Origin of the sequence: Mesorhizobium sp. M0563 (assembly GCF_040321065.1) — a bacterium.
GTDB lineage: Bacteria > Pseudomonadota > Alphaproteobacteria > Rhizobiales > Rhizobiaceae > Mesorhizobium.
This window is the reverse complement of the sequence record NZ_JAMYQV010000001.1, coordinates 65,035-76,408: the sequence shown is the minus strand read 5'-3', so window position 1 is coordinate 76,408 and position 11,374 is coordinate 65,035. Positions and strand designations below refer to the sequence as shown.

At 62.7% G+C, this 11,374-nt stretch carries 12 protein-coding genes; 4 read left to right on the top strand and 8 right to left on the bottom strand.

The genetic code is table 11. The features are described from left to right. The first annotated feature begins 115 nt into the window (after positions 1 to 115). From NKI50_RS00305 to NKI50_RS00295, 3 genes are all read left to right on the top strand, one after another. Complete coding sequence (locus NKI50_RS00305; protein ID WP_352495159.1) at positions 116 to 1,051, top strand: alpha/beta fold hydrolase; 936 nt, start codon at positions 116 to 118, stop codon at positions 1,049 to 1,051. 78 nt (positions 1,052 to 1,129) lie between these two features. Continuing rightward, on the top strand, positions 1,130 to 2,305 hold the full coding sequence (locus NKI50_RS00300; RefSeq protein ID WP_352639729.1) for a CaiB/BaiF CoA transferase family protein: 1,176 nt from the start codon (positions 1,130 to 1,132) through the stop codon (positions 2,303 to 2,305). After that, entirely contained in the window at positions 2,302 to 3,951 is a 1,650-nt protein-coding gene (locus NKI50_RS00295; protein ID WP_023720843.1) for a thiamine pyrophosphate-binding protein, read from the top strand. Before NKI50_RS00300 ends, NKI50_RS00295 begins: the two co-directional genes overlap by 4 nt. Before the next feature lie 39 nt (positions 3,952 to 3,990). Here NKI50_RS00295 and NKI50_RS00290 read toward each other — a convergent pair whose 3' ends face one another. The 6 genes from NKI50_RS00290 to NKI50_RS00265 form a co-directional block, all read right to left on the bottom strand. Next, complete coding sequence (locus NKI50_RS00290; RefSeq protein WP_023720844.1) at positions 3,991 to 4,434, bottom strand: CHRD domain-containing protein; 444 nt, start codon at positions 4,432 to 4,434, stop codon at positions 3,991 to 3,993. A gap of 152 nt (positions 4,435 to 4,586) precedes the next feature. Then, positions 4,587 to 5,558, bottom strand: a complete 972-nt coding sequence (locus NKI50_RS00285; RefSeq protein WP_023720845.1) for an ABC transporter substrate-binding protein — start codon at positions 5,556 to 5,558, stop codon at positions 4,587 to 4,589. Positions 5,559 to 5,598: 40 nt separating this feature from the next. Continuing rightward, positions 5,599 to 6,735, bottom strand: a complete 1,137-nt coding sequence (locus NKI50_RS00280) for an ABC transporter permease (RefSeq protein WP_031194513.1) — start codon at positions 6,733 to 6,735, stop codon at positions 5,599 to 5,601. Next, positions 6,732 to 7,610 (bottom strand): ABC transporter permease, encoded by an 879-nt coding sequence (locus NKI50_RS00275; RefSeq protein WP_023720847.1) that lies wholly within the window; start codon positions 7,608 to 7,610, stop codon positions 6,732 to 6,734. The genes NKI50_RS00280 and NKI50_RS00275 overlap by 4 nt, the downstream gene beginning before the upstream one ends. After that, positions 7,611 to 8,138, bottom strand: coding sequence for an endonuclease domain-containing protein (locus NKI50_RS00270; RefSeq protein WP_023720848.1), 528 nt, complete (start codon positions 8,136 to 8,138; stop codon positions 7,611 to 7,613). Continuing rightward, on the bottom strand, positions 8,131 to 8,922 hold the full coding sequence (locus NKI50_RS00265) for an ABC transporter ATP-binding protein (protein WP_023720849.1): 792 nt from the start codon (positions 8,920 to 8,922) through the stop codon (positions 8,131 to 8,133). The genes NKI50_RS00270 and NKI50_RS00265 overlap by 8 nt, the downstream gene beginning before the upstream one ends. Positions 8,923 to 9,083: 161 nt before the next feature. Here NKI50_RS00265 and NKI50_RS00260 point away from each other — a divergent pair, with 161 nt between their 5' ends. Then, entirely contained in the window at positions 9,084 to 9,488 is a 405-nt protein-coding gene (locus NKI50_RS00260) for a cupin domain-containing protein (RefSeq protein WP_023720850.1), read from the top strand. A 35-nt stretch (positions 9,489 to 9,523) separates the two neighbouring features. On the opposite strand, the gene NKI50_RS00255 is transcribed toward NKI50_RS00260, so the two are convergent. Further along, positions 9,524 to 9,862 (bottom strand): hypothetical protein, encoded by a 339-nt coding sequence (locus tag NKI50_RS00255; RefSeq protein ID WP_031194515.1) that lies wholly within the window; start codon positions 9,860 to 9,862, stop codon positions 9,524 to 9,526. Positions 9,863 to 9,891: 29 nt separating this feature from the next. Beyond that, positions 9,892 to 11,343 (bottom strand): dihydropyrimidinase, encoded by a 1,452-nt coding sequence (hydA, locus tag NKI50_RS00250; RefSeq protein ID WP_023720852.1) that lies wholly within the window; start codon positions 11,341 to 11,343, stop codon positions 9,892 to 9,894. Positions 11,344 to 11,374 lie beyond the last annotated feature (31 nt).

Below are 11,374 nucleotides of genomic sequence, written 5' to 3'. Positions count from 1 at the left end.
GTAAGCTGTCATGTAATCATATTGACAGCATACTGTCAACTAGCGTCGAATGGGTACCCTACGTCTCTTGACGTCGATCGCTGCGTCGCCCAACAGTCGCCGACGGGAGCGAGACATGCCATTTGACAAGCAGAGGATGCTGGCATCGCCGACCGGCGCCGAGCTCAACCTTTATGTGAAACACGCCACAGGCCAGCCGCGCGCCATTGTCCAGATCAATCACGGGTTGGCCGAGCACGCGGCGCGCTATGCCCGCTTCGCCGATTTCCTCGGCGCGCGCGGCTACCAGGTCTACGCGCACGACCACCGTGGCCACGGCGTCACCAAGGCGCCCGACGCGCCACCTGGCAGGTTCGCCGATGCGGATGGAAGTGCCAAGGTCATCGCCGATGTCGCTGCCGTCCATGATCTGATCGCCAGGGAACAGCCCGGCCTGCCGGTCATCGCCTTCGGTCACTCCTTGGGCGCGTCGGTCGCGCTGAACTTTGTCCTCCGCAACTCGGCGCGCATCCATGCCGCCGCGATCTGGAACGGCAATTTCTCTGCCGGACTGCTCGGCCAAATCGCGCTGGGCATGCTTGCCTGGGAAAAGTTCCGGCTTGGCTCAGACGTGCCGTCGCGCATGCTGCCCCGGCTGACGTTCCGGGCTTGGGGCAAGGCAGTGCCCGATCGCCGGACGCCCTTCGACTGGCTGTCGCGCGATGCCGCCGAAGTCGAGAAATACATCGCCGACCCGCTCTGCGGCTGGGACGCATCGGTGTCGATGTGGCAGGACATCGTCAAGATGACGCTGCATTGCGGCCGCGACCGCAATTTTTCCGGCGTGCGGCGCGACCTGTTCGTCAATCTGGTCGGAGGCGAGCAGGATCCGGCCTCGGACGGCGGCAAGGCGGTCAGCCATCTTGCCGTCCGGATGCACATGATGGGTTTTTCGAATCTCGTTTCAAAGGTTTACGCCGAAACCCGCCACGAAAGCCTGAACGAGATCAACCGAGACATCATAATGGAGGATTTTGCCGCCTGGGCCGACCGCGTGCTGAGGGTGCCGTAACGGTTGGCCCATCGCAAGGGCCGTGACAGCGGCGCGCGGGGTTGATAGAGGCTGCGCTTTCGATCAACCAGGTGATCCATGACTGAGCCTCCGCTCAAAGGCATCCGCGTCATCGAACTCGCACGCATCCTTGCCGGGCCATGGGCCGGGCAGTTGCTTGCCGACCTCGGCGCCGACGTGATCAAGGTCGAGAGCCCGGACGGCGGCGACGACACCCGCAAATGGGGACCGCCCTTCGTCATCGGCCATGACGGCGAGAACCTTTCGGCCGCTTATTACCATTCCTGCAACCGCGGCAAGCGCTCCATCGCCATCGATTTCTCGACGCCCGAGGGCGCCGAGACGGTGCGCCGGCTGGTCGCGACATCGGATGTGCTGATCGAAAACTTCAAGGTCGGCGGGCTTAAGAAATACGGCCTCGACCATGACAGCCTGAGGGAAATCAACCCACGGCTGATCTATTGCTCGATCACCGGTTTTGGCCAGTCGGGACCGTATGCGCCGCGCGCCGGTTATGATTTCATCATCCAGGGCATGGCCGGCATGATGTCGATCACCGGCGAGGCCGGCCGCGAACCGCAAAAGGCCGGCGTCGCTATTTCAGATGTTTTCACCGGGCTTTATTCGGTCATCGCCATCCAGGCGGCGCTTCGCCATGCCGAGAAGACCGGCGAAGGCCAGCACATCGACATGGCGCTCTACGACACCCAGATCTCGACGCTCGGCAACCAGAACCTCAACTATCTTGTCTCCGGACAGTCGCCGGTGCAGATGGGCAATGCGCATATGAACATCGCGCCCTACGAGGTGGTGCCGGTGAAAAATGGCCACATCATCCTGGCGGTCGGCAATGACGGCCAGTTCGCAAAGTTTTGCGCTGCCGTCGACCTCGAGGAGCTGGCGTCGAACCCTGACTTCGCCACCAATCCCGCCCGCGTCGCCAACCGGGCAAAGCTGCGCGAGCACATGGTCGAGGCGCTGAAGGTCTTCGATCGCGACCCGCTGCTGGCCAGGCTGGAGACAGCCGGCGTGCCGGCCAGCCCGATCAACAATATCGGCCAGATGTTTGCCGACCCGCAGACCATCGCGCGCGGCATGCGGCTCGACCTCGATGACGGCCATGGCAATCTCTTGCCCTCGGTGCGCGCGCCGATGGTCATGTCCGGCACGCCGCTGGTCTATGAACGGCCGTCGCCGCGTCTCGGCGAACACACCGAAGAAATCCTTGCCGAACTGGAGAGGTCAGGAAAATGAAGACCGGCGGACAACTCATCGTCGATGCGCTCGAAGCCAACGGAACGGACCGTATCTATTGCGTGCCCGGCGAATCCTATCTGGCGGTGCTCGACGCGCTGCATGATTCGCCAATCCGCACCATCGTCTGCCGCCAGGAGGGCGGTGCCGCAATGATGGCCGACTGCCATGGCCGCCTGACCGGCAGGCCCGGCATCTGCTTCGTCACCCGCGGCCCAGGCGCCACCAATGCCTCGGCCGGCATCCACATCGCCATGCAGGATTCGGTCCCCCTCATCCTGTTCATCGGCCAGGTCGCCAGCCACGCCAAGGGGCGCGAGGCCTTCCAGGAGGTCGACTATGTCAGGTTCTTCGGCGATATCGCCAAATGGGTGGTCGAGATCGACGACGCCGCGCGCATCCCCGAATTCGTCACACGGGCATTTGCAGTGGCGACGTCCGGCCGCCCGGGCCCGGTCGTCATCTCGCTGCCCGAGGACATGCTGACCAGCCTTGCCGAGGCACCGGAAGCCCGGCATTACACCCCTGTCGAGACGCGGCCTGGCGAAGCCGAGCTCGACGCGCTGGACGAGCTGCTCAACAAGGCAAAGCGGCCGTTCGTCATCCTTGGCGGTACGCGCTGGGATGCGCAGGCCGTTGCACGGATGCGGACGATAGCCGAAGCCTGGTCGCTGCCGGTCGGCTGCTCCTTCCGCCGCCAGATGCTGTTCGACCATCTCCACGCGAACTATGCCGGCGATGTCGGCATCGGCATCAATCCCAAAGTGGCAACCGCCATCAAGCAGGCCGACCTTGTGCTGCTGATCGGCGGCCGCATGGGCGAGATGCCGTCATCCGACTACACGCTGCTGAAGAGCCCCTACCCCGACCAGACGCTGGTCCATATCCATGCCGACGCCGGCGAGCTCGGCCGCGTCTACCGGCCGGCGCTGGCGATCAATACCTCGCCTGCCGCTTTCGTCGAAGCCTTTGCCAAACGCAAGCCGGCCGCAACGCCGGTGTGGGCGGCGGAGGCAGCGAAGCTGCACACCGCCTATCTCGACTGGTCGACGCCTCCGGAGAGCGGCCCCGGCGCCGTGCAGATGGGGCCGATCATGAATTATCTCGAAACGATGCTGCCGGACGACGCCATCCTCACCAATGGCGCCGGCAACTACGCCACCTGGGTGCATCGCTACCATCGCTTCCGGCGTTTCGGCACGCAGGCAGCACCCACCTCCGGCTCGATGGGCTACGGCACGCCGGCGGCGGTCGCCGCCAAACAGCTTTTCCCCGACCGCGACGTGATCGCCTTCGCCGGCGACGGCTGTTTCCTGATGAACGGGCAGGAATTCGCCACCGCCGTACAATACGGATTGCCGATCATCGTCATCGTAGTCAACAACGGCATTTATGGCACCATCCGCATGCATCAGGAGCGCGAATATCCCGGCCGTGTCGTCGCCACCGATCTGAAAAACCCCGACTTTGCTGCTTTGGCCCGTGCCTATGGCGGCCATGGCGAGACGGTGGAAAAGACCGCCGACTTCGCGGCGGCCTTCGAGCGCGCGCGTGCTAGCGGCAAGCCGTCGATCGTCGAGATCAGGCTCGACCCCGAAGCCATCACGCCGACCCGCACGATGACCCAGATTCGCGACAAGGCCTGACAAACAGGGTGGTTGCCCTGTTTTGTCGTCTTGATCTGCCTATTTGACCTTTTCGATCTGGCCGCGGATCTCGCCGTCGGCGTGGGCCGCGGTGTGGATGTTGACGTAATATTTGCCCGCCTCAAGATCGGTCGCCTGGGCATCGGTCAATGTCGCCGAACCCTTGATCGGGCTCTTCAGCTTGCCTTCGAACGGCACCACTGGATCGGCGTTTTGACCCTCTGCCGCCGGGCCGTGAATGTGCCCGGCCTTCGCCGGCCCGCTGAGGCCGGAATATCTCACCGTCCAGCTGAGTTTCTTGGTGGCGGTGTTGAATCTGAGCGTGGCGGTACCCTTGCCCTTCGTGGTGACGGGCGGGCTCTGCTGAGCACCATCGAGCGTCGCGGTCATCTTTACGGTTTCGGCCAGAGCCGGTGACACCGAGAAGATGGCGGCAGAAATGGCCAGCGCCGAAAGCATCGGCGTGAAGGACTGGATGCGCATGGAAACCTCCGTTGTGGCACCCTTGAGTTGGATGCATCGGCACAACGATTTTGCGAACGGATGTTTCCGCGGGTAACGTTCATTTTACATCCCACTAAAAAGGGGCGGTCGCCCGCCCCTTTTTGTCTTCCAACAGAGCCTGCTTGATAGCTCTATTTGATCGCCTTGTCGGTGATCGCGGTCGTGTAGGCGCCGGTCGGCTCCTTGGTGATGATCTTCTGGTCGAGCAGCGCCTTGGCGGTGCGCTCGTAGGTCGCCGGATCGAGCTTGCCGTCGGCATTGTCGATCAGCTTGGCGACTTCGCCCATCATCCGCTTCTGGTGGTTCTCGTCCTGGCCGCCATTGTCCATGACGATGCCGGCCGCCTCGTCGGAATTGTCGACAGCGTATTTCCAACCCTTCATCGAAGCGCGCACAAAACGCACCATCTTGTCCTCGAAGGCCGGATCCTTGAGCTTGTCCTCCAACGCATAGAGCCCGTCTTCGAGCAGATCGTTGCCCATGGCGGAATAGTTGAAGACGGTCAGCTCTTCCGGCTTGTAGCCGGCGTCGATGAGCTGCCAGTATTCGTTATAGGTCATCACCGAGATACAATCCGCCTGCTTCTGGATCAGCGGCTGCACGTCAAAGCTCTGCTTGAGCACAGTGACGCCGTCCGGCCCGCCATCGGTCTTGAGGCCAAGCTTGTTCATCCAGGCATAGAAAGGATACTCATTGCCGAAGAACCAGACGCCGAGCGTATGGCCCTTGAAGTCGGCTTCCGTCTTGATCGGGCCGTCCTTCGGGCAGACCAGCTCCATGCCGGCCTTCTTGAACGGCTGGGCGATGTTGACCAGCGGCACGCCCTTTTCGCGTGCAGCCAGCGCGCCGCCCATCCAGTCGACGATGACGTCGGCACCGCCGCCGGCAATGACCTGCTCGGGTGCGATGTCCGGGCCGCCGGGCTTGATGTCGACGTCGAGGCCTTCGGCGTCATAGAAGCCCTTGGCCTTGGCGACATAATAGCCGGCGAACTGTGCCTGGGTGACCCATTTCAGCTGCAGCGTCACCTTGTCCGCGGCCACCGCCTGGAACGCGGCAAGCGACATCGCGCCGGCCAGCATCGAAACAACAAGTCTTTTCATGTTTTTACCCTCTGAAGTTAGCGCCCTAAACCCACCGCCCCTATCCACCACGGACAGAGGGATGCCAAAACGTGATTGCTCTCTCGAAAAGAGCGACCACGCCATAAAAGACCGAACCCGCAAGTGCTGCAACTGCGATTTCGGCCCACACCATGTCGATGTTCATCCGCCCGACTTCCGTCGAAATGCGGAATCCCATGCCGACCACCGGCGTGCCGAAGAACTCGGCGACGATGGCGCCGATCAGCGCCAGCGTCGAATTGATCTTCAACGCATTGAAGATGAACGGTGCCGCCGCCGGCAGCCGCAGCTTGAACAGCGTCTGCCAGTAGCTCGAGGCATAGGTGCGCATCAGGTCGCGCTCCATATGGCCGGAGGCGGTAAGCCCGGCGACGGTGTTCACCAGCATCGGGAAGAAGGTCATGATTATGACCACGGCTGCCTTGGATTGCCAGTCGAAGCCGAACCACATGACCATGATCGGCGCGACGCCGATGATCGGCAGCGCCGACACCATATTGCCGATCGGCAAAAGCCCGCGCCGCAGGAACGGCACACGGTCGGCGGCGATGGCAACGAGGAAGCCGGCGCTGCTGCCCACGACATAGCCGAAGATCACCGCCTTGAAGATGGTCTGCCTGACATCGGCCCCCAGCACCGGCAGCGAGCCGACGATGCGTGCACCGATGGCGCTTGGCGGCGGCAACAGGATGAAGGGAATGCCGGCGCCACGCGTCACCGCCTCCCAGATGATCAGGATCCAAGCGCCGAAGATGGCTGGAATGATCAGGCGCAAGGCGGTTGACGCCCAGCGCGACGTCGGGCGAACCGACGACAAGACCGTTACGCAGCGCCAGGCCAAAAACCACGCCGCGACGAGCAGCAGATAGAAGGAGCCACGAGCGCTGCCCTCATTGCCGGTTATGCCGGCGAGCAACATCCACGCCGCGCCGTGCGCGCCAAGGAACAGCAACACCACCCCGATCATCGGTGGAAAGTTGTCGGCCTCGATTGCCATGAGCAGCAAAATGAAAATCAAAACCGTAGTCGCCATGCCGTAACCGGGCGTAGCACTGACGAGCGGCCAAAGAAGCAGCGCGCCGACAAGAAGGATAAGCGCGGCATATCCTTGCCAGGATCGGGGGGTGATTGAGGAAAGGCTCAGGAGCGAGCTCATGCCGGCCTCCCGCCCATGGCGCGGTCGACAAGGCGCCCAGCAATGCCGACCAGCATAACCAGCAAGGCCGCCACCACCGAGCCGGCGACCAGCGCCGACCAGATGTCGATCGTCTGGCTGTAGTAGGCGCCGGCGAGCAATTTGGCGCCGATGCCGGCGACGGCGCCGGTCGGCAGCTCGCCGACAATGGCGCCGACCAGGCTGGCGGCCACAGCCACCTTCATCGAGGTGAACAGGAACGGCACCGAGGCCGGCACCCGCAATTTCCAGAAGGTCTGCGAGGGACTGGCATTATAGGTATGCATCAGGTCGAGATGGGTGAGCTCGGGCGAGCGAAGCCCCTTCACCATGCCAACCGCCACCGGGAAGAACGACAGATAGGTCGAGATCAGCGCTTTCGGGATCAGCCCGGTGATGCCGACCGCCGCCAGCACGACAATGATCATCGGCGCCACCGCCAGGATCGGAATGGTCTGCGAGGCGATGATCCACGGCATCATGCTGCGGTCGAGCGTCGTCACATGCACGATGCCGACGGCGATGACGATGCCGAGCGCCGTGCCGAAGGCAAAGCCGAGCAGCGTCGACGACAGCGTCACCCAGGCATTGTAGACAAGGCTGCGGTTCGAGGTGATGCTGCGCAAAAAGGTGTTTTCGAAAAAATTCACCGCCACCTGGTGTGGCGCCGGTAGCGTCGGCTTCGGTTGTGCCAGCGTCTTGCCGATGAATTCCACAATGCCCGGTGTCAAATTGGCGCGGCGGTCGAGATCGCGCTGGAACGGCGCGTTGAGGACAACGGCCATGACGTACCAGACGACGACCACGCCCAGGAGGATCGAGGTCACGGGAACGATCTTGTCGCGAAACGAGTCCATCTAGCGATCCTCGGGCGCTTGGCGCCCTCCTCTCCCCAACGGGGAGAGGGTGGCCGGAGCGAAGCGGAGGCCGGGTGAGGGGGTAGAAATCTTTCCGTCGAGGCAAGCCAATATCGTATCAAGGACCGCTCGACGTTCGGCCAGAACTTCATGGTTCCAGAACCGAAGAACGGAATAGCCATAGCCATTCAGCCAAGCAGTTCTCGCCGTATCGGTTGGAGAATCCGCATGCTGACTGCCGTCGACTTCAACAATCAGACCCTTCTCGCGACAAACGAAGTCCGCGATGAAAAGGCCAAGCGGCACCTGCCTCACAAATTTGTAGCCGTTGAGATGACGTCCTCTCAGTTCCCCCCAAAGCCGGTACTCAGCCTCGGTCTCGTCAAACCGGAGCTTTCGGGCACGAGCGGTTGCCCCAACATTTCTTTTAGTTGGATCTGTCGGCGCCGCCCCCTCACCCGACCTCCGCTTCGCTCCGGCCACCCTCTCCCCGTCGGGGAGAGGAGGACCCTCATCCCGCTCAATCATCATAGCTGTGCCCTGCCCTCAGCCCGTCGCGCACCCGTGCCGCGATGGCCAGGAACTCCGGCGTCTCGCGGATATCGAGCGGCCGCTTCTTCGGCAGCGTCGATTCTATGACATCGCTGACACGCCCCGGGCGCGGCGACATGACGATGATGCGCGTCGACAGATAGACCGCCTCGGGGATCGAATGGGTGACGAAGCAGATGGTCTTGTTGGTCCGCTCCCAAAGCTCCAGCAGTTGTTCGTTGAGGTGGTCGCGCACGATCTCGTCCAGCGCGCCGAACGGTTCGTCCATCAACAAAAGGTCGGCATCGAAGGCGAGCGCCCGTGCGATCGAGGCGCGCTGCTGCATGCCGCCCGAAAGCTGCCAGGGGTATTTCTTCTCGAAGCCGCTGAGGTTGACGAGGTCGAGGGTTCGCTTGATGCGCGCCGCCTGCTCCGCCCTGGACAGGCCCATGATCTCCAGCGGCAGCGCCACATTGCGCTCGATCGTGCGCCACGGATAAAGTGCGGCCGCCTGGAAGACATAGCCATAGGCGCGGCGCTGGCGCGCCTGCTCGGGCGTCATGCCGTTGACGGAAATGGCTCCCGATGTCGGCTTCTCCAGATCGGCGATGACGCGCAGCAAGGTCGTCTTGCCGCAGCCGGAGGGCCCGATGAAGGACACGAATTCGCCCTTGCCGATGGTCAGGTCGACATTCGACAGCGCCTGCACCGGACCGTCATTGGTCTGGAAGGTCAGGCCAAGCTTGCTTGCCGAAACAACGGCTGGCGATGCTCCCGTCATCGGCCGTAGCCTGTCGCTTCCGGCCACTGCGCCACCGGCCGGAATCCGATTGATTTTACCCCGATGTTGCTTTCCACTCGCCCAGTCCTACTCGCGCCAGTTCTACGCGCCCCAGTTCTACGTGCCCTTGTCCCATCAGATAGACGCCCGGAGTTGCCCCGATGTCGCCCAAACCGACGTGCCATCTTATCCGCCCTGAAAGCTCTTATGAAGGCAAGCAGGGCCTGAGCTATTTCGCCGGTATCGCCGCCGAAACAGTCGGCTCCTCCGGTATCTGCATGCATCTGCTGACCATGCCTCCGGGCGCCCGCGCCAAGGCGCATATGCACGAAAACCATGAAACCGCGATCTATGTGCTCTCCGGCGAAGTCCATACCTGGTATGGCGACCGGCTCGAACAGCATATCGTGGTCAAGGCCGGCGATCTTTTCTATATTCCCCCCGGTGTGCCGCATCTGCCGGCCAATCTGAGCGACAGCCCCGCCTCGGCGGTTATTGCCCGCACCGATCCCAACGAACAGGAAAGCGTCGTCCTGCTGCCGGAACTGGACGGGTTGGTCGCCTGAGGACTGGGTCGAGGCGGCGGCCGTCATCGGCACCGTCACGAACATGATTTCAGCGGCCCTATCTCCTCAAGGCCGGGAATGGTCACGAAGAAACCGTCCCCTCCTTTGTTGATGACCTTGACGACATCTGTGGTCGTCCCCTCCTCGCCCTCGGCGAAACAGGTGGAGCTCAACAACTGGGTGCCAGGCGTCGTCGTCAATGGCTGTGCGAACTCGCAGCCGCTGCCATAGGTTTCGACGCCCTCGGCGGTCAGCACGACATAATCGTCGCGGTCCTGATAACCGAGCCGTACACCAGCGCAACCGACCTCATTGCCAAAGGAGCCGGCAAGGACGTCCGCCGCCGGCCCGGAGGCAAGGATCACCGCGGCCATTGAGATGATCGCTCCGTGGCTCGCCAAGCTCAAACGCCCGTCGCCGGGATGCCTGTACGCTCCACCTTGCGCGGCGCGGAAATTTCCTTCCAGGTCGACAGTGCCCGGTTGACCGCCGCGTTCGGCTCGCGAGCGACGAACTCGCCATGGCCGGGCTTTGCCTTAACCTCGTTTTCCTCGATCGACAGTTCGCCGCGCGAGAAGACGTAGCGTGGCAGGCCGGTCACCTCGAAACCTTCGAAGACGTTGTAGTCGATGACCGACTGCTGCTTCTTGGCCGTGATTTTCTTCTTGCGCTTCGGGTCCCAGACAAGGATGTCGGCGTCCGCGCCTTCGACGATGGCGCCCTTCTTCGGGTACATGTTGAGGATCTTGGCGATGTTGGTCGAGGTCACCGCGACGAACTCGTTCATCGTCAGCCGGCCGGTGTTGACGCCGGTCGTCCACAGCACCGGCAAACGATCCTCGAGCCCGCCCGTGCCATTCGGGATCTTGGTGAAGTCGCCGACGCCGTTGCGCTTCTGCTTGGTGGTGAAGGCACAATGGTCGGTCGCCACCACTTGCAGTGACCCAGCCTGCAGGCCGGCCCACAGCGAATCCTGATGCCATTTGTTGCGGAAGGGCGGGCTCATAACGCGCCGCGCCGCATGGTCCCAGTCCTTGTTGAAATATTCGCTCTCGTCCAGCGTCAGGTGCTGGACCAGCGGCTCGCCGAATACCCGCATGCCTTTCTGGCGCGCCCGGCGGATGGCCTCGTGGGCCTGCTCGCAGGAGACATGCACGACATAGAGCGGCACGCCGGCCATGTCGGCGATCATGATGGCACGATTGGTCGCCTCGCCTTCGACTTCCGGCGGGCGCGAATAGGCGTGTCCCTCCGGACCACTATTGCCCGCCGCCAGCAGCTTCTGCGACAGTGCCGCCACCACGTCGCCATTCTCGGCATGGACCAGCGGCAGCGCGCCAAGATCGGCACAGCGCTGGAACGACGAATACAGCTCGTCGTCATCGACCATCAGCGCACCCTTGTAGGCCATGAAATGCTTGAACGAGGTGATGCCCCTGTCAACGACGGTGGCCATCTCGTCGAACACCTGCTTGCCCCACCAGGTGATCGCCATGTGGAAGGAATAATCGCAGGAAGCCTTCGAAGTCTTGTTGTCCCACATCTGCAAGGCCTCGAGCAGCGACTGCTGCGGCGCCGGCAGGCAGAAATCGACGACCATCGTCGTGCCGCCGGCGAGCGCGGCGCGGGTGCCGCTCTCGAAATCATCGGCCGAATAGGTGCCCATGAACGGCATTTCGAGGTGGGTATGCGGGTCGATGCCGCCCGGCATGACATAGCAGCCGCTGGCGTCGAACTCATGGTCGCCATGCAGATCCGGCCCGATGCCGACGATCTTGCCGTGCCTGAACAGCACATCGGCTTTCCACGTCCGGTCGGCGGTGACAATGGTGCCATTCTTGATGACTTTGGACATTTTCTTGTTCCCCTATATGTCCGCGTTGGCA